This window comes from Streptomyces sp. NBC_01334 (assembly GCF_035983595.1).
Lineage (GTDB): Bacteria > Actinomycetota > Actinomycetes > Streptomycetales > Streptomycetaceae > Streptomyces > Streptomyces coriariae.
In genome coordinates, this window is record NZ_CP130718.1 from 748,622 (window position 1) to 765,666 (window position 17,045).

19 protein-coding genes and 1 pseudogene are annotated in these 17,045 nt (G+C 68.8%); 8 read left to right on the plus strand and 12 right to left on the minus strand.

What is annotated here, in order from left to right:
• Positions 1 to 142: 142 nt before the first annotated feature.
• The gene (locus OG736_RS03360) at positions 143 to 703 is read right to left on the minus strand and encodes a hypothetical protein (protein WP_327181066.1); all 561 of its coding nucleotides are present in this window, start codon (positions 701 to 703) and stop codon (positions 143 to 145) included.
• A 308-nt stretch (positions 704 to 1,011) separates the two neighbouring features.
• Positions 1,012 to 1,242: a hypothetical protein gene (locus OG736_RS03365; RefSeq protein WP_327181067.1), complete on the minus strand. Its 231-nt coding sequence runs from the start codon at positions 1,240 to 1,242 to the stop codon at positions 1,012 to 1,014.
• 307 nt (positions 1,243 to 1,549) lie between these two features.
• Here OG736_RS03365 and OG736_RS03370 point away from each other — a divergent pair, with 307 nt between their 5' ends.
• From OG736_RS03370 to OG736_RS03380, 3 genes are all read left to right on the plus strand, one after another.
• On the plus strand, positions 1,550 to 3,529 hold the full coding sequence (locus OG736_RS03370) for an APC family permease (RefSeq protein WP_327181068.1): 1,980 nt from the start codon (positions 1,550 to 1,552) through the stop codon (positions 3,527 to 3,529).
• A gap of 188 nt (positions 3,530 to 3,717) precedes the next feature.
• The gene (locus OG736_RS03375; protein WP_327181069.1) at positions 3,718 to 4,224 is read left to right on the plus strand and encodes a hypothetical protein; all 507 of its coding nucleotides are present in this window, start codon (positions 3,718 to 3,720) and stop codon (positions 4,222 to 4,224) included.
• Positions 4,225 to 4,265: 41 nt separating this feature from the next.
• The gene (locus OG736_RS03380) at positions 4,266 to 4,532 is read left to right on the plus strand and encodes a hypothetical protein (RefSeq protein WP_327181070.1); all 267 of its coding nucleotides are present in this window, start codon (positions 4,266 to 4,268) and stop codon (positions 4,530 to 4,532) included.
• Here the strand turns inward: OG736_RS03380 and OG736_RS03385 are convergent.
• The gene (locus OG736_RS03385; RefSeq protein ID WP_327181071.1) at positions 4,520 to 5,098 is read right to left on the minus strand and encodes a YceI family protein; all 579 of its coding nucleotides are present in this window, start codon (positions 5,096 to 5,098) and stop codon (positions 4,520 to 4,522) included. The genes OG736_RS03380 and OG736_RS03385 overlap by 13 nt on opposite strands.
• A gap of 100 nt (positions 5,099 to 5,198) precedes the next feature.
• Between OG736_RS03385 and OG736_RS03390 the strand changes: the two genes are divergently transcribed.
• Both OG736_RS03390 and OG736_RS03395 read left to right on the plus strand, forming a co-directional pair.
• On the plus strand, positions 5,199 to 6,056 hold the full coding sequence (locus OG736_RS03390) for a helix-turn-helix domain-containing protein (RefSeq protein WP_327181072.1): 858 nt from the start codon (positions 5,199 to 5,201) through the stop codon (positions 6,054 to 6,056).
• Positions 6,057 to 6,995: 939 nt separating this feature from the next.
• Complete coding sequence (locus OG736_RS03395; protein ID WP_327181073.1) at positions 6,996 to 7,847, plus strand: helix-turn-helix domain-containing protein; 852 nt, start codon at positions 6,996 to 6,998, stop codon at positions 7,845 to 7,847.
• Between the two features lie 4 nt (positions 7,848 to 7,851).
• On the opposite strand, the gene OG736_RS03400 is transcribed toward OG736_RS03395, so the two are convergent.
• Positions 7,852 to 8,058, minus strand: a complete 207-nt coding sequence (locus OG736_RS03400; protein ID WP_327181074.1) for a DUF397 domain-containing protein — start codon at positions 8,056 to 8,058, stop codon at positions 7,852 to 7,854.
• Positions 8,059 to 8,484: 426 nt separating this feature from the next.
• Here OG736_RS03400 and OG736_RS03405 point away from each other — a divergent pair, with 426 nt between their 5' ends.
• Positions 8,485 to 8,691 carry a hypothetical protein gene (locus OG736_RS03405; protein WP_327181075.1) on the plus strand — a complete coding sequence of 69 codons (207 nt, stop codon included), beginning with the start codon at positions 8,485 to 8,487 and terminating at the stop codon, positions 8,689 to 8,691.
• A 274-nt stretch (positions 8,692 to 8,965) separates the two neighbouring features.
• Here OG736_RS03405 and OG736_RS03410 read toward each other — a convergent pair whose 3' ends face one another.
• From OG736_RS03410 to OG736_RS03445, 8 genes and pseudogenes are all read right to left on the minus strand, one after another.
• Positions 8,966 to 9,337: a hypothetical protein gene (locus tag OG736_RS03410; protein WP_327181076.1), complete on the minus strand. Its 372-nt coding sequence runs from the start codon at positions 9,335 to 9,337 to the stop codon at positions 8,966 to 8,968.
• Positions 9,338 to 9,656: 319 nt separating this feature from the next.
• A complete protein-coding gene (locus OG736_RS03415) occupies positions 9,657 to 11,267 on the minus strand; it encodes a sodium/solute symporter (RefSeq protein ID WP_327181077.1) in 1,611 nt (536 codons plus the stop codon).
• A 355-nt stretch (positions 11,268 to 11,622) separates the two neighbouring features.
• Entirely contained in the window at positions 11,623 to 11,844 is a 222-nt protein-coding gene (locus OG736_RS03420; protein ID WP_327181078.1) for a hypothetical protein, read from the minus strand.
• 267 nt (positions 11,845 to 12,111) lie between these two features.
• A complete protein-coding gene (locus OG736_RS03425; protein ID WP_327187500.1) occupies positions 12,112 to 12,543 on the minus strand; it encodes an alpha/beta hydrolase domain-containing protein in 432 nt (143 codons plus the stop codon).
• Positions 12,426 to 13,265: an endonuclease/exonuclease/phosphatase family protein gene (locus OG736_RS03430; RefSeq protein ID WP_327187501.1), complete on the minus strand. Its 840-nt coding sequence runs from the start codon at positions 13,263 to 13,265 to the stop codon at positions 12,426 to 12,428. The genes OG736_RS03425 and OG736_RS03430 overlap by 118 nt, the downstream gene beginning before the upstream one ends.
• Positions 13,266 to 13,992: 727 nt before the next feature.
• Positions 13,993 to 14,169, minus strand: a complete 177-nt coding sequence (locus tag OG736_RS03435) for a DUF3117 domain-containing protein (protein ID WP_327187502.1) — start codon at positions 14,167 to 14,169, stop codon at positions 13,993 to 13,995.
• Positions 14,170 to 14,193: 24 nt separating this feature from the next.
• Positions 14,194 to 14,364, minus strand: a pseudogene (locus OG736_RS03440) (DUF3117 domain-containing protein); the annotation flags it as partial.
• Positions 14,365 to 14,933: 569 nt separating this feature from the next.
• Positions 14,934 to 15,107, minus strand: coding sequence for a hypothetical protein (locus tag OG736_RS03445; protein ID WP_327181079.1), 174 nt, complete (start codon positions 15,105 to 15,107; stop codon positions 14,934 to 14,936).
• A 359-nt stretch (positions 15,108 to 15,466) separates the two neighbouring features.
• Between OG736_RS03445 and OG736_RS03450 the strand changes: the two genes are divergently transcribed.
• Positions 15,467 to 16,291 (plus strand): hypothetical protein, encoded by an 825-nt coding sequence (locus tag OG736_RS03450; RefSeq protein ID WP_327181080.1) that lies wholly within the window; start codon positions 15,467 to 15,469, stop codon positions 16,289 to 16,291.
• 73 nt (positions 16,292 to 16,364) lie between these two features.
• A complete protein-coding gene (locus OG736_RS03455; protein WP_327181081.1) occupies positions 16,365 to 17,045 on the plus strand; it encodes a class I SAM-dependent methyltransferase in 681 nt (226 codons plus the stop codon).

Below are 17,045 nucleotides of genomic sequence, written 5' to 3' on the forward strand. Positions count from 1 at the left end.
GGCGAAGCCGAAGTCGCGGGTGCCGGTCCGGTGCCAGGGGGCCGCCCTGGTCGGTGCTGTCGGTGGACTGCCCGCGCACCTCGAGACTCGCGCGCTGCGCGTGCTCATGCGCGGGTTGCGGGTGCACGCGGCACCCGCGTTTCTACAGGGCGGCCTTCTTCGCGCCGGAGAACGCGGCGAACGCACCGATGCCGAGAAACAGGAAGGTCATCGCGTCGGCCGTCTCGCTCCAGCCCTCGGTCAGCAGGTCGAAGTGCTCGGTGAACAGCGAGGTCGCGGAGACGTCGAGCTCGTCGGCGCCGATCATCGCGATGCCGATGAGCTGACCGAGATACACCGCGCCCAGCGACAGCAGGGCGCTGACCACGGGCAAGACCGGGTTGCTGCCACCGATCCTGCCCGCCGCGAAACCGATGAGGAAGCCGACGCCGACGGCTGCGTAGCCGATCTCGTACTCGGTCGCGCCGACGATCCCGCCGTAGACGCCGGCGGTGACCAGGGCCACGACGACGGCGACGACCAGGCCCAGGGCGAGGTTGTTGCGGGCCGGAGCGGCCGCGGGCGCGAACGGGGCCGGGGAAGGCAGGGCGGCACCGGGCTGCTGGGCATAGGGGTTGCCGTCGGTGGGCTGCGGGGCGCCCGGCGCCGCGGGCTGCTGGGCGAACGGGTTGCCCTCGGACGGCGGCGGCGTTGACTGGGTCATGACAGGATCCCCCCACGGGACAGATGCGACGAGTGGTGTGGTGTGCGCACGAGTGTGCGACGAGACGCGAAGACTAGCAGCCACGGCGACCCTCTTCACCAGGGATTTCGCGGGGCATTTCGGGTGCGAACCGGCCGGCGGGCCCGCGCCGGAGGGTGCGGGAATCCGTGGGGAAGTCCGCCGGGAGTCCGTGGGAAACCGGCGTGGCGGTCCGAGCGGAACAGACTCCTGCCGGTACGTCCGCAGACGGCCCGCCCGTCACGGGAGCGGACTCCCGGCTCGATCGTCTGCGAGGTCCGCTGCACGTCTCAGGGGAATACGGGCGTCACCACTGGTTCGCAGTCGGCGCCGCAACTTGAATCGGTCCACAACGCCAGGCCGATCAGCAGGAAGAGCGCGGCAAGGACCGCCACGTAGAGGAGACGCCAGGGCAGTTCCAGCGCCTCGGGGCCCCACAGCAACGGTCTGCCGACGATCAGCATGAGGACAGCGACGGGCAGGAGCAGTCCTGCCACGATACTGAGCAGCGCCGAAAGCACGGACGGCCTCCCTCGGAGAGCGCGTGAACGACAGGAGGTCGAGCACGCGACACCAACGCGACATCAAAGATGTCGACTCTGACGGCAGCACGGTTCCCGGCGACCGTGATGTGTCGGGACTGCGAGGCCTTTTCCTCTGTGCTCGGCACGCACACGACGTGAGTGGCGGGGCAGAAGGGCGGGGATGCGTGTATTTCTGCGGGCTGTCGTCCCGGTAGGGGGAAGGCGCCGGTGGGCCGCATACTCGGTGATCGTTTGCAGGGCTGCGGAGCCCTGCCCGCTGAGCGGGTCGAAGGGTGTGGGGGATATGACCGACGTGAGCGATCTGGCCGCGGTGGACGTGGTGGACGATCCTGCCGCACCGGAGCGCCGAGGCGGCACTCTGGCGCGGTGGTTGCTGCGACACCGGGTGCAGCCGGTCGATCCAGCGGCGGAGGCGGGCGCGGGCGAGTCTCATGCCTGGTGGAAGGTGATGTGCCTGACCGGCGTCGACTACTTCTCCAGCCTGGCCTACGTGCCGGCCATCGCCGCCCTCGCAGCCGGTGCGGTCTCGCCGCTGGCCACTCTGCTGCTCGTGTTGCTGACCCTGGTGGGGATGCTGCCGATGTACCGGCGGGTGGCCGGCGAGAGTCCGCACGGGGCCGGATCGGTGGCGATGCTCGAGGACCTGCTGCCGTTCTGGCGGGGCAAACTGTTCGTCCTGGTCCTGCTCGGGTTCGTGGTGACCTCGTGGATCATCACGATCACCCTGTCCGCGGCCGACGCCTCCGTACACCTGGTGGAGAGCTCCTACGCCCCGCATGCTCTGCAGGGACATGAGGTCGTCATCACCGTGGCGCTCCTCGTGCTCCTCGGCGGGGTCTTCCTGCTCGGGTTCAGCGAAGCCGTGAGCGTGGCCATCCCTCTGGTCGCCGTCTTCCTCGCCCTCAACGCGGTGACCATCGGCGTCGGCCTGGTGGATGTGTTCACCGGCCCGGACGCCTTCTCGGCCTGGACCGGCGCTCTCACCGAAGGCCGCGGACTCGGTGACCTGGCCGAGCCCGCGCTGCTGGCCTTCCCGCTGCTGGTGCTGGGCCTGTCCGGATTCGAGACCGGAGTGAGCATGATGCCGCTCATCTCCGCCAAGGGCGAGAGCACCGAGCAGCGGCTCAAGTCGCGTATCCGCAACGCCCGCAGACTGCTCACGACCGCCGCACTCGTGATGAGCGTCTACCTGCTCGCCGCCAGTTTCGTGACCACCGTCCTCATCCCGCACAAGGAGTTCGAGGCGGGCGGTGCGGCCAACGGCCGGGCCCTGGCCTGGCTGGCCCACGAACACGTCGGGGAAGCCTTCGGCACCGCCTACGACGTCAGCACCATCCTGATCCTCTGGTTCGCGGGCGCCTCCGCGATGGCCGGACTGGTCAACATCGTCCCGCGCTATCTTCCCGCCTATGGCATGGCCCCCGAATGGGGTCGCGCGGTACGCCCCGTCGTGCTCGTCTACACAGCCCTGTGCGTCGTCATCACCATCGCCTTCGACGCCGACATCGACGCCCAGGCCGGCGCCTACGCCACCGGCATCCTCGCCATGATGGTCTCCGGTGCCTTCGCCGTCACCGTCTCCGCACTGCGCCGCCGCCAACGCACCCTGTCCGTGGGGTTCGCCGCGCTCACCACGGTTCTGCTCTACGCGCTGGTGGCCAACATCATCGACAAGCCGGACGGCATCACCATCTCCGCGATGTTCATCGTCGGCATCATCACCGTCTCGCTGATCTCCCGCATCTCACGCACCACCGAACTGCGCGCGGACAAAATCGTGTTCGACGAGGCCGCCCGCCGATTCATCACCGACACCCTCGCCCACGACAACGCCATCAACATCATCACCAACCGCCGCCAGGCCGGAGACGGCGCCGAGTACGCCGACAAGGAACGCGAACAGCGTGCCACCAACCCCGTGCCAGGCCTCGCCGACATCCTGTTCCTCGAGATCGACGTGGTCGACCCCTCCGACTTCAGCGAAACCCTCACCGTTCACGGCGTCGAGATCGACGGATACCGCATCCTGCGAGCCGAAGCCCCCGCCGCGCCGAACGCCATCGCCGCGATCCTTCTCACCCTGCACGAGACCACCGGCGTACAGCCGCACTGCTACTTCGCCTGGGCCGAAGGCAGCCCTCTGACCCACATGTTCCGCTACTTCCTCCTCGGCCGCGGCGACACCGCCCCCGTCACCCGCGAGATCATCCGCCGGCACCAACCCGACCCCGCCCGCCGGCCCGGCATCCATGTCGCAGGCTGACACCGACGGATGAGGCCGGGCACGTCAGCTCGGGACACGACGATGTCCCGCGCCCGGGCCCCGGCCTCAGGGGTTTGCCGAGCACGAAGGGCCGACTGCGACGTTCAGTCACATGTGACCGAACGCTCTGCGAGTGCTTCGGTCGGCGGCCTTCACCGCCGAGCGGATCTCACCATAGGGTCCGGCTCATGGACTGGTTGGCCCCTGTGAACACCTTGATCGGCGCTGGGATCGGCGTCGGATCGACGCTTCTTGCCGATCGGCTTCGCTGGCGTCGTGACCGTGCGGCCCTCGGCCAGGACACGCGTCGGCAGGCGTATGCGGCATTCATGGGAGCGCTGTCGGACGCTTACCAGCGGCTGGATGAGCTCGCCCACGACGGACGTCCGGCAGAGGAGAAGCAAGCCGCGGCTCACGAGGTGTTCGTGTCCCGCAACTTGTATCCCCTGCGCTACGAGCTCGCCCTGATCGCTCCATGGGAGGTCATGGAACCGGTCAATCAGGCATTTTGGAGGGTTCGTGACCTGCGCGACCTGGTGGCACGGGGCTCGGCCAGAGGGAGCCCGGAGTTCGGCGGGCATCTTCATGCCTATCTCGCGGCGGCCGAGGAAGCACAGGTGGCCATGCGCCGCGATCTCGGCACCTCATGGCCTGAACGCGCGGACGCTTCGGCCACTCCCCCGGGCGCAGCCTGACCTTCTCCGAGCGAGGCTCTTCCCGGTCACGGTCCATATCCGTGCGCGCCGGTCATCCGGCCGGGGCCATCAGGTCCGAGCAGCGGCGCGCTGAGGCCTGCGCCGCTGCGGCGAGAGTGCCGCGCAACGCCGCAGTACGTCAGGCCGTCCTCGCCGCGGTCTCCGCCACCGTGGCCGTCCGCGTCCTCGGCATCCACCGGGCGCGCGGCGAGGCCCCGCGCACCCGGTACGCCGACCTCGCCGAACACGTGCGCCCTGCGGCCCCAGCTCCGCCAACGGCGCCGCACGTCCCCGGTCAGGCGCCCTGACCCTGCGGTGCAACGAACGGCATGTCCAGGTGAATCTTGATGACGTCACCGAGCAGCCCGGGCGCGAAGTCCAGCCCGAAGTCGCTACGCCGGATCTCACCCGTCGCCTCGAACCCGGCGTGCTGCTTCTGGTCCACAGGGGAGTCCACCAGCCCGCCGAACTCGACGGCGAGCGTGACCGGGCAGGTCACGTCCCCGATGGTCAGGTCTCCCGCCATCGACCAGTCCTCGCCCTGCTCGGAGATCCGCGTCGAGCGGAACGTCATCGTCGGCCGCTTCTCCACGTCGAGCAGCTCGGCAGAGCGGGTGTGCGCGTCCCGGTCCGCGTTCCCGGTGTCGATCGAGGCAAGGGCGATCTCGGCGGTCACACGCACGTCGTCGAAAGCCTCACCGACATACAGCCCGGCCGTGAACTCGGTGAACCGGCCCCGCACCTTGCTGATCCCGAGGTGGCGGACGGTGAAACTGACCGCCGCGTGATGGGGGTCGAGTTCCCACTCACCGGGAACAAGGGGCAGCGCGACGACGGACGTGGTGGGCGTGTTGGGGGAGATGTCATTGCTCATGACCTCATCGTGCGAGCTCCACGGCGAAGGAGGGAGACCGGGCGAAGAGTGGTAGTGACAGGGCCACCCTCCGCGTCAGGACACGTTGTACGTTCGAGAGGTGAACGACAACGAGTTGGGCACCTTCCTGCGCACCCGCCGCGAAGCCGTAACTCCTGCTCAGGTGGGCCTGCCCGCGGGCTTTCGCCGTCGCACGCCGGGGCTGCGCCGCGCCGAGCTGGCCACCCTCGCCGGCATCAGCGTCGAATACCTCACCCGGCTCGAACAGGGACGTGACCGCAACCCCTCGCCCAAGATCCTCAGCGCCCTCGGCGACATCCTCCTGCTGTCTCCGGCGGACCGTCTCCTGCTGCACCGGCTGGCCAAGGAGAACGGCGAGGGCAAGGAGCTGTGCCGGTCGGTCACCGCACCGCCGGTACGCACGGTGCGCCCCACTTTCCGGGCGCTGCTGGACCGTCTGGAGCCCGCGCCGGCCGCCCTGTTCAACTGGCTCGGTGACCTCGTGGCCTGCACGCAGGGCTACGAGCGCTACGCCCGCCCGCTCGGCCTGCTCGACGGCGACCCGCCCAACATGGTGCGATACCTGTTCACCGACGACCGGGCCCGCACCGTGTTCCCCGGGTGGGACCGGCTGGCCGACGAGCAGGTCGCCCACCTGCGCAACGAGGCCTCGCTGCACGACTCACATGTCGCCGCCCTGGCCGAGGAACTGACAGCAGCGGTGGGGGCGCCGTTCAGAGACCGGCTGGCCGCTGCCCCGGCCCTGCCCTCCCGGTTCGGGACCGAGGTCGTCGAGCACCCCGAGGCGGGCCGTCTGCGTCTGTCGTTCGAAACACTCGTGCTGCCCGACGAGGGCCAACGCCTGGTAGTGCACATGCCTGCCGACGAGGCCACAACCGCTGCGCTCGACCGCCTCAACGGCCGCAGGCCGGGCGCACTGCGGGCAGTGAGCGGCTGACCTTCGCCGCACAGGACACCGTCTCTCGCTCTCCGCCGCGCTACGGCACCCTTGTGGATCCGCTCGGCCGTGGTCCAGGTGACGGTCAGGCCGGGCGCACTCTCAGGCAGCTGCGGACTCAAGGTCAGGAAGCGCCCGGCACCCATTTGTCCCCGGGATCCCCCGCCCGACGCACCCGCGCCTCCTCGGCACGAGTGGGCCGGCCTTCCGGGCGAAACCCTGGCCGTGCCCCCTCCGGGACACCAAGGGCAAAGGCTCCTCGCCGATCAGCTCGCCCGCCGGCCGCTTACCCCCACCTGCGAGCTGAGCGGCGAGGTCCATTCATTGCGGAGCGGACCGGTCCGCGGCAGCGGCGTGAGCCATGGCCGACGGCTGTCGACGGTCCGGCCCTGCACCTGAAACCGGGACAACCGGGCCCTGCCCCATCAGGCGGCGCCCCGGTCGACTGAAGATCTACGCCGTTCCCCGATCGGGAGGCGAACACCAGTCTGCGCGTGCGCAGTTGGCACATCATCGACTGGACCGATGAAACCCAGCCGTGCAGCCGAGAGACATTGAGACGCTTTCCGCACGGTCACTACGACAGGACCGTGCAGCAGAAACCGAAGCCGTTGCCGCAAAGCGTCGGCAACGCCACACATGGTCAGAACTGCACCACCCGTTCAGCATTGAGCTGTGTACGGAGCGAACAGGGGGACCGCCCCGCCATCCCTCGAACGGGTGATTCCGCTATTGCTCGCTCATCACAAAACCCCACGTGGGTTTCGTTTTTCCTCTCACGCCACCGCCGTCCCTCATCCCGATCTGACTCGGGATGCACACTGAAAGCGGCATAGTGACACGTGGCAAAAATCCGCGTAGCCTTGCGACCCTGGTCGCCTTACACAGAGTCAGGAAGCTTGGCTGCGAACCGACTTGAGGCACCTCGAGGAGATCTTCATGCCTGACGCCGACCCCATGTACCTCCGCAAGCGTCTGAGTGCCCAATTGCAGGCGGCACGCAAAAAGGCGGGGTACTCACAGCCCGAAGTGGCTGAAGAGATGGTGTGGTCTTTGTCGAAGATCATGCGACTGGAGTCCGGTCGGACCAAAATTTCCATCACCGACCTGAGAGCTCTGATCACCTTCTACGGGGTCCCCGAGGAGATGGCCGCCGAACTTCTCGTCCATGCTCAGGAAGCAAGGCGTCAGCCATGGTGGCAGGAATATCGCAATATCCTGTCCGAGGGCTTCAAGTCCTATCTCGGCTACGAGGCGTCCGCATCAGTGGTGCGGAACTTCGAAGTCCTGTTCATCCCGGGACTGCTGCAGACCGAGGAGTACGCCCGCGCCATCCTCGCCCGCTCCGTCGTCCCCGAGAAGGAAGACCTCCTGGATCTCCGCATGCGGCGCCAGGAGCGGTTGCTGCAGGGTTCCACCGGAACAGAGCTGCGCTTTTTGATCGACGAGGCGGCTCTGAGGCGCGTCGTCGGCAACCCCGCGGTGATGCGCGCGCAACTCGACCACCTCAAGGAAGTCAGTCAACTCCCTCACGTACGGGTCGGCATCATCCCATTTGAAGCCGGCCTGTATCCACTGCTGCGGTCACCATATGTGATCTTCGAGTTTCCCAGCACGGAACAGGACAGGGTGGTGTATCTGGAGAACCCGGATGGCAGTGTCATTCTTCGCGACAAAGCAACCGTAGGCGTGCACCGCAGTGTCGAGGACTACCTCGAAGCCTTCTGGGAGGTGGAGAACGAGTTCGCAAGGCCCGTCAGCGAGTCGCAGGTGTCGGACGATCTGACATAGCAGATCACTTCACACGGAACGCTGCCTGACCGCGCTGGATAGCCGAGACGAAATGTCGCCAACCAGGGGCACCCATGGCCAGCAAGAAAACATCGGGACACTTGGAGTCCCGAACGAGAACTCGATCACTGTGCAAGCACACTTCCACACAATTGGTGTTCTCGCTGACGGAACTCTTACGCCAGGCTCGGACCGGATCCGACAAGGCCACCCTCCCCCTGCGTGCCCCGCGCGTTCAGGCTTGCTCCCGCAGTATGACGCCAGGCGACGCGACTGCCAAGGCCGCTCAATCGCCACCGTTCCACCACGACATAGGAGGAGCCCACGCGCAGCAAAAACGTGATGCGCCTCAGGCGCAATAAGCAAGACCGATACCAGCCATAAAAAGGCATGCATACGCGCGATTTGCTACGCGCGCGTTGTGAGGGGAGAAGTTCCCGACCCAGCCGGCACAGCTTGAAGTCGAGAACTCCTCCATGTGAAGCACCTTCCCGCAGTGAACGCACGAAGGAAGCCTCATGGCAGATACTAGCCCGATCCACATCAACAGCCAGACCCTCACCGGCCTGCTCTTTCGGTCGCCGGCGATCCAGCGGTACGCCGTGTCGATCTTGGCCCGGGGAAGGGGGAGGCACTCATGACCCCGCCTCCGCCCCCGATACCGCCGCCGCACCGCGCGCTTCTGGTTCTCATCGCCCTGCTGTCCGGCCTGACTTTCGCCTTCGCCGCAGCACTGGTCGCCCAAGCGATGCATGCCGAACCTCGTGACATCGTCCAATGGGCAGGCGGGACCTTCGTCACTGTCACCCTGCTCGTCCTCGAGATCGACCGAGCACTGCGCTAGAGGAGGCAACCCGCACAGGTCGACGACACCGGGACAAGCCGTGAGCGGCCCCCGGGGTCTACGAGGGCCTCTGAGGGCTCGGCGCCAGTGACGACTTCCGTCAACCGGCCCTCAGCAGGCGCTCTTTCGCACCACCGCACACCCTCAACGGCCCCGGATCACCTCTACCGGGGTGGTTCCCTCGCAGCTGTCGGGCGTCCTGGTCGGCGTCGCCCGCGGCGCATCAGGCCAGGGCGACATCTCTCAGTCCGAGACCACAGCGAGGCCCCCAAGGTCAGTGGGCCGCGATCCAGCGCCGGACGGCCTCGTTGACGGTGTCGTCGAGGGCGCTCAACGCTTCCACGGCATGCAGGTCCCCCTGCACGGGCGCGACTCCCGCCCGGATGAGTGCCGCGTGCAGCTCCAGGCGGCGCCGGTCGGCCGGAGCCATCACCCGGGGCAGCCGCCGGCTCGGGTCGGGAGCAGGCCACGGTGCCTCCTCCTCGGCCGCCCGCGCCTGGGGCGGCACGCGCCAGTCCTCGTCCCCCCACTGCTCGCCGGAGTCCGCCCCGCTCAGAGTCGTATGCGCGTCGAAACCGCAGCGGTAGGGGTCCAGGATGAGTTCAGGCACCGTCACGGCGGTCGGTGAGTACTGCCACTCCTGCATACAACCTCCAGCATTCGGCGTTCGCTTGGTGTCCAGGAGGCGGCCTGCCCGGTCGACGGTTGCACGACCGGCTACGAACCACCCGAACGTCCCCAAACCCATCTCGTCACACCACTGCGCCATCTGGCAGAACCCACTGCGAACGCCGCGCGCTCCGCACCCCCCTCACCCCGGCCGGGCAAGGGATCCACTGCCGGGCCCGGGCACGACGGAGGCGACGTCACCCGCCACGGCCCGGCGCCCCATGGACAGGACTGCCGATCACGGGGGGGGTGGCATCGCCTCCCACGAGTCGTTGCCGAGCGACGGCGGACCAGGCTCAGGAGCGTCCCGCGGCGTCGGGGCTGCGTGCGTCACGGCGCATGGTTCCCGTTCCGTGGTGCCAGGATTCTCGCGGGGACTCGGGGCGGGTACGGCCGATGAGCCCGAGCAGGAAGCCCGCGGGAATGGTGATCAGCCCCGGGGTCTGGAGCGGGAACCAGTGAAAGTCGCGGTCGGGGAAGAGCGCGGTGGGCATGCCCGAGACGGCGGGTGACCCCGCCAGGAGCAGCGCGATCAGCGGCAGGGTCCCGTAGACGGTCCAGCGCGCCCCGGTGGCGGTGTGGCCGGGCAGGAACAGCGCGTACAGCAGGACCGGAGCGAGTACCGAGGCCGCGACGGTGAACGACAGCGATATCAGTGTCAGTCGGCCGCGGTCCTGGACGATCACGGCCAGCACGACGGCGGCCGCTCCGACCAGGACGATGCCGATCCGCGCCCGGCGGATCTCGCCGCCGGGCGAGCGGCGCGCGGTTCCGTGGACGGGCCGGCCGCCGAAGTCGCGGACGAGGCTGGAGGCGGCCGCCAGCGTGATACCGGCGACGGCCGCGAGCGTGGTCACGAAGACGGCGCAGGCGACGGTGGCGAACACCATGCTGTGCCGGACTCCCCCGGCGACCGGGTCGAGCGCGCCCGTGAGCATCAGCAGCGCGGTCGCTCCCCCGGGGTCGGCGGCCCGCAGCAGGTCCCGGCCGATCAGCGCGCAGGCGCCGAGTCCGGCCACCACCACTGCGGCGCACACCACCGTGACGGGGCCCACGGCCCAGCCGACGGCCCGGCGAGCGGTACGGGCGTCGCGCAGCGGGTGCAGCCGCATGGTGAGGTGCGGCAGGCAGGCGGCGCCGAGCAGGAGGGTGGTCTCGAAGCTGATCAGGTCGAGGCGTCCGGCGAAGGAGTGACCGAAGTGCAGTCCGGGGTGCGCGTAGTCGGCGCCCGCCTCGGATCGGTCCTGGGCGGCGTGGAAGAGGCCCGCCGGTGACCATCCGAACCGGGCCAGGACGAGCCCGGCCACAAGCAGCACCGCGGTCAGCACGACACCGACCTTGAGGACCTGTACGTAGCCGATGCCGCGCATCCCGCCGAACGCGGCGTAACAGACCATCAGCGTCCCGGCGGCGACGGTGCAGCCGGTGAGCGCGCCGTCGGGGAGGCCGAACATGGCCACCATGATGTGACCCGCGGTGGAGAGCTGCACCAGAAGCAGCGGGGTGAGGACGACGAGGGTGGCGACACCGAGAGCGCGGCGTACGGAGAGGTCGCCGAGCCGGTCGGCGAAGAAGTCCCCCAGGGTGAACACGCCGCCGCGGCGCAGGGGTTCGGCCAGGATCCGCATGACCAGGTAGAGCGAGACGACGGTGGCGCAGGCGAAGAGCATGCCGTCGGCGCCGTCGAGGGCGACCGAGCCCGTGGTGCTGAGCAGGGTGGCCGCGGAGATGTAGTCGCCGGCGATGGCGAGTCCGCTGCCGACCGGGCCGAAGGCGGCGCTGCCTCCCGCGTAGAAGTGCTCGGGGTCGTCCAGGTCGGCCGCCGCCAGCCCGCACATGAGCAGGGACACCGCGACGAAGACGAGGAAGACCACGATGGCGAACGAGTGTCCGTCGCCGGTGCTCATGCTCGGCGCTCCGGTGCCGGTGCCGGTGCCGCGTACGAAGTCGTCGCAGCGGAGGGGGCTTTCGGCGCGTACGGGCTGTTCAGTACGTACGGCCCGTTCGGTACGTCCGGGTCATACGGTTCGTACGGGCCTGGCGGTGCAGGGGATGCGGAAGACATGGCGGTCATGCCATCAGCAGGTCGAGGCCGCGTACAGCGGACGGGGCACGTAGGAGGCGGTGGCACAGCGGGGCCGCGGCGGGGCTGTGCGAGGGCACAGGATCGCCTCGACGGGCCCTCCCCGCGTCCGCACGCGGCCCGTTCACGGCCACCCAGCGCGCGTGATTGTTCACTTCATGGCCGTCGTCCCGGCCTGGTCAGAACAGCTCGTCCTGCTCCACGGGGCCGGACCGGCCCCCGCTGCGCCGGACGGGTTGCCGGGCGGACGGCTCCTTGCCGAAGAGGGGGACCGTGCCGTACTCGTCGGGTTCGGCCGGCACAGGGGTGGGTCCCGTCCCCACGTTCAGACGCAGCGGGACGTCCCGGTCGAAGTCCGCCGGCGTCATCGCCGACCACTCGCAGCCCTGACGTTCACTCATCAATGTTCCTCCGCCCTTGCATATTCTCCTACCCCTGCCCCTCGGCAGGCACGCCCAGATCATGATCAAGTTACCCGTACGGCCGGACGTCCGGCGAGGCCACCCGGAATGTCGTCCCGCTCTCATCGGCAGCGCCGAGCCACCGCCCGCACAGCCGCATCTGGAACGAGGCGACGGCGGTCCGATCGGCTCGGCGCTGTGCAGTGGCCCACCGTGCGCGGCGGTTGACGACGAGAGTGTTGGCGGCACAAGGCAGTTGATCGAGTGTCAGCCGCCGATCTCCGACTCCTGGGCGGCGGTGACGACCGTCGTCGCGTCCTCCGGCAGGAGGTGTCCGGCGTCCGTGGAAGCCTGCGCGGCCGCCCGCGCCTTGCTCACGTAGTCCTCGTGCGTCGGGTACAACCGGCTGAGCACCGGTTCCGTGCGGGGCGGGAAGGCCGGGTCGGACGGGTCGGCCGCGTCATGCCGGTCCCACGGGTCCCTGTCGCCGTTCCACGGGTCCCGGGCGCCGTAGAGACCGTAGAAGACTCCGCTGCCGGCTGGCTCTCGAGAACACCGGTCGAGCCGGCCGCAATGCCCGATTACGTTGTGCCCAGGTCGGCGTGCACCAGATCGTGGTCCGAGTACGAGGTCGGATGCACACCGTGCTTGAGCGAGACGACGCCTCGCAGGAAAATGTAGTCGAACTTGCTCTGCCAGTCGGTGGTCGTCTTGCAGTCGCCGGTGAGCGAGGGACGGCACCGGGGGTCGGCATCCGCGGCCAGTTCCCAGATCCCGGTGAGTTCGGGGGCGTCCGGTACGGCGTTGAAGTCGCCGAGAACGATCGCGCGCTTGTGCCGGGCGACTTCAGCGGCGAGTACGCCGGTCTGGTCTGCTCGGACCGCCTCTTGACGTCGTTCGGCAAGGTGCGTGTTGAAGACCCGCAATCGCTGGCCGCCCACAGTGGTGGTGACTGCCATGTATCCGCGGTCTTCGGATCCGCCGTCGGGATATTCCACGTTGACGAGGTCTGTCATCGGTGCCGCCGAGAGCACCGCCTGGCCGTAGCCCCCCGGACTCCACGGCACTCCCCCACAACGTCCCCAATTCTGAAGAACCGTCCCGTACTCGACGTGGTAGACCAGTCCGTGACGTCTCTCCAGTTCGTCCCGTATCCCCTCGACGTCACGCACGCACGCCTCTTGCAGGCCGATGACCTGGGGTGCATACGTGGCAATCTCCGCCGCCCGGTCGACGTTGCTCTCCTCGCAGGGGTTGCAGATGTTCCACGTCATGACCCGGTTCGGTACGACATCCCTGACGGCTTCGACGGGCAGTGACCTGGCGGACGGGGCACCACTCCGTGCGCTGTGGCCCACGAGCGCCACGCAGGCCACGATCAAGGCGCCTGTCAGCAGACGCATTCCCCTACCGGGCACCATCGCCTCCTCACAGTGGAAATCCATGGCATCGGACGTCCCACGTACGAGGTTATGGGACGGGGCTGTCAGCAACACCTGCGGTGTGTCGGATCTCGTTGCGCTCGGACGCTCCGCAGGCGCTCTCAGCTCCAGCCGGACTCCGGCATCACGATCACCACGCGATGTCCCACCAGCCCAGGCCCAGGAGGCCACCAAGCCACCGCACGCCACTGGCACTGGCACTGGCAAACAACAACCAGTTCAGGACGCGAATTCTCACTGGAGTACTTAAGAAGCCGTTGTCCTTCCGGACGTCACGTCCGTGTTTCCGCTGATCAGACGCGAACGAGGTAGAGGATCGCGGCGATCACCTGCCGGTAGCAGTAGTCCCCCGTCTGCCCGCTCGCCCTTCCGTCCACGGCGGCACCGGCGGCACGGCCAGGACCACGGCCCCCTCCGCGTTGGTCAAGTCCCACGGATACCGGCGGACCCGCTTGGCATGGTCGGCCGCTTTCCCGTACAGGCGAGGCAACCACACGATGGGACGGCCGAGTTGGACTCCGCGGGCAACAGCACGCATGACTGCGGCACAGGGCCTCCTGACACTCCATGGATTCGACACCACGAGCTGTTCGGGAGGCCCTGCCTTCTGCCCCGCCCGCCAGAAGATCACTCGACCGGGAAGTCACGTTCGACCGTAAGCCTCCGCGGTACGACAACTACTTCTGAGTCTCACTGACCGACGACATCATCCGACGACGTTCTTCAGTGCGTCGGCGAGGGCACCTGCCTCGTCCGGGGTCAGTTCGACCACAAGCCGACCACCGCCTTCGAGCGGTACGCGCATCACGACGCCCCGCCCCTCATCCGTGACCTCGAGCGGGCCGTCGCCCGTCCGCGGCCTTACGCTGGCCCTGAGACTCAGCGGCTGGGTGGATTCACCGTCGTTGACGACGTTCTTGAGTGCGTCGGCGAGAGCTCCTGCCTCGTCCGGGGTCAGTTCGACCACAAGCCGACCACCGCCTTCGAGCGGTACGCGCATCACGACGCCCCGCCCCTCATCCGTGACCTCGAGCGGGCCGTCGCCCGTCCGCGGCCTTACGCTGGCCCTGAGACTCAGCGGCTGGGTGGATTCACCGTCGTTGACGACTGTGTACGTCCCCAGAGCGGGTGTCGCGGTGGCGACAGGTGCGAGGGCGACCGTGGCCCCCAGAACGAACGACGAGGCGACGAGCGAGATGACGGCATTGCGTCGGATGCGCCGGGCCATGATGGGGTGTCCTCCCTCTCGATGATTGGAGGGCGCCGCGGAAACACGGGGGCAAGTCGCCGCGCCAGCGCTCCGGGAGTGGTCCCTCCAGCCACAGCGCGACAACGGATGTACGGCTGTGGCGCCGCTGTGGCATGGCGCCGGACTGATCGGAAAGGCGCCGCTCCACCCATCGTCCCCCTCCCCGAAACGGGTGTCGACCGGACGGCCATGGGAGTCGGCCTGGCGGACAGGTCCAGCAACTCGCCACGGGGCGGCTCGACGGCTTGGCTCCGTGAGGTGTCCACCGCCTCGCCACCACCTCGAGCCCGCGCTGAACAACAGCTGGCCGCGAGCCGGCCAGGACGCATGCCGTCTCATGGGCGGCGTTGGCGCTCACGGATCTTCGACGACCACCAACCGCCCACCGTCAGTTTTGTTCACCGGCCCAGGGTTCGGCAGAGTGCGGCCTCGAACTCATCGTTGATGCGAGCAAGCAACCGGCCGAGGTCATCGCGGGCATACTCCGACTCCAGTCCGGGCTGCCATACCTGGGATGCGTTCAGATGCGCGGCAGCGTCGCGGCCCTGCACCCACGCCGAGGTGACCGTCACGAGCAGGAGCAGGGCCGCGGAGTCCACTACCGAGAGGCCCTGCCTTCATGCCCGGACCACCCCGTCCCTGAAGTCGACAAGGCGCGAGTGACGAGGAGAGCTGTGCCGTCTAAGCGGAACCGGTCCGCGTCCTGATCATCGCCGACCTGCGCAACGCGGCGGCCTACTGACTACTGGCTGCGCTCGTTCCCGTCGCCGCCTCGGGGCCTCAGATACGGGCAGCGAGGTCGTCGGTGCCAGTGGCGAGGGGAATGTGTCCGGCCGACGCGGTGAACGTGAACGCCATGACCGCCTGGACGCGGCGAGGTACGCGAATTGCGCAGCGCGCACGTGCCGGGTAGGGGCAGTACCTTGCCGTCATGTGCATTTCGACAGGTGAGGCCGCGTTCTCCGGCACGATCGTGTACTGCGGGCGGCAGCACCACCCCGTGCACGGCCTCATCCACGTTCTGGGCTATCAGAACACCGCCGTCAACCTGGCGGACGGCCCGAACGCGATGCTGCTGCACCTGCCCACCAGACAGCTCACCCCCCGGCACTTCCTCTCGGCCGGACGAGCCGGCGACGTCCTGCACCGCATGGTCGCTGCCGCCGAATCAGCAGCTGTGACAGTCGACGACATCGCGTGGATGAGCGCGGAGCCCCAGCCCGTCCAGGTCTTCGACCACGACATCTACACGGTGCTCCTGGCCGCCGACCCCACCGCGGTCCCTGCCGCGCTGCGGCAGGTGCCGCCGCACCGGCGCCCCGACCTCGACCCGGATCTCCTGCGCTTCTACGCCGACCACTTCCCCGACCACACCATCGCCGTGTGCTGCTTCGACAACGCGGACGCACGACGCGCCAAGCCCTTGCTGCTGTGGTACTCGCCCCTCGACCCCGACCGACTGACCGTGCCGGCCCTGGACAGCCACACCGGAGCCGCGCCGGACCTCGACGCCACCGTGCCGGTCGACCACTGGGTTCTGCTCTCCACCGACCAAGCCCCCTCCGACTGGGGCGCGCCCGTCGTGTACCCCGGGGACATGCGACACAGCCTGCGCGGCTTCCTCCCCGCCGCTGTCGTGGGCCGGCACTACGGCCGCGGGCAGACCCTGCTCAACGCAGACTTCACCATCAGCCACCGCGATCTGCTCGCCGGCGACCTCGACCGCATCGAGCGCCTGCAACCCGACCGGCGCTGAAAGACTCGACGCCGTTTTGCCGGACCGGCAACAGCAGTGGCGTGACCGGGGGACGATGGGCGACGGTGGGCCGGTGACCGACGACATCTCAGCAGGACCGCCTGCGCCCGACGCCCCCTTGCCTGCCGACGGATACGTCGGAGACCCCGCGGTGCGGGCGGAGTGGGACGACCGATACGCCGACCGGCAACAGCTGTGGAGCGGCCGGCCCAACGGTGCGCTCGTGGCCGAGGTCGCCGGGCTCACACCGGGGCGGGTGCTCGACGTCGGCTGCGGGGAGGGTGCGGACGCCGTCTGGCTCGCGCGCGCCGGCTGGGACGTGACCGCGCTCGAGGTCTCGGGCGTGGCGCTGGAGCGGGCCGCTGGGCACGCGCGGGACGCCGGCCTCACCGTTCGCTGGGTACACGCCGCACTGACGGAAGCGCCGCTCCCGCCGGCCTCCTTCGACCTCGTCTCCGCGCAGTACCCGGCCCTGCTGCGCACCCCCGACGCTGCGGCCGAGAAGGCACTGCTCGCGGCCGTCGCGCCCGGCGGCGTGCTGCTGCTCGTACACCACGCGGGGATGGACACCCAGCAGGCGCACGACAGCGGCTTCGACCCGGCTGACTACGTCTGGCCTTCGATGGTCACCTCTCTGCTCAACGACGACTGGGAGGTGGAGGTGGACGAGCAGCGGCCACGAGTGGCGCCTGACGGCGGGGCCGGAGCGCACCACACCGACGACCTGGTGCTGCGGGCGCGTCGGCTGCGCTGA

Excerpts from the sequence above, each read along its gene's own strand:
- OG736_RS03360 (WP_327181066.1), bottom strand. The coding sequence starts at position 703 with ATGACCCAGTCAACGCCGCCGCCGTCCGAGGGCAACCCGTTCGCCCAG.
- OG736_RS03370 (WP_327181068.1), top strand. The coding sequence starts at position 1,550 with ATGACCGACGTGAGCGATCTGGCCGCGGTGGACGTGGTGGACGATCCT.
- OG736_RS03375 (WP_327181069.1), top strand. The coding sequence starts at position 3,718 with ATGGACTGGTTGGCCCCTGTGAACACCTTGATCGGCGCTGGGATCGGC.
- OG736_RS03385 (WP_327181071.1), bottom strand. The coding sequence starts at position 5,098 with ATGAGCAATGACATCTCCCCCAACACGCCCACCACGTCCGTCGTCGCG.
- OG736_RS03395 (WP_327181073.1), top strand. The coding sequence starts at position 6,996 with ATGCCTGACGCCGACCCCATGTACCTCCGCAAGCGTCTGAGTGCCCAA.
- OG736_RS03405 (WP_327181075.1), top strand. The coding sequence starts at position 8,485 with ATGACCCCGCCTCCGCCCCCGATACCGCCGCCGCACCGCGCGCTTCTG.
- OG736_RS03410 (WP_327181076.1), bottom strand. The coding sequence starts at position 9,337 with ATGCAGGAGTGGCAGTACTCACCGACCGCCGTGACGGTGCCTGAACTC.
- OG736_RS03415 (WP_327181077.1), bottom strand. The coding sequence starts at position 11,267 with ATGAGCACCGGCGACGGACACTCGTTCGCCATCGTGGTCTTCCTCGTC.
- OG736_RS03420 (WP_327181078.1), bottom strand. The coding sequence starts at position 11,844 with ATGAGTGAACGTCAGGGCTGCGAGTGGTCGGCGATGACGCCGGCGGAC.
- OG736_RS03430 (WP_327187501.1), bottom strand. The coding sequence starts at position 13,265 with ATGGTGCCCGGTAGGGGAATGCGTCTGCTGACAGGCGCCTTGATCGTG.
- OG736_RS03450 (WP_327181080.1), top strand. The coding sequence starts at position 15,467 with ATGTGCATTTCGACAGGTGAGGCCGCGTTCTCCGGCACGATCGTGTAC.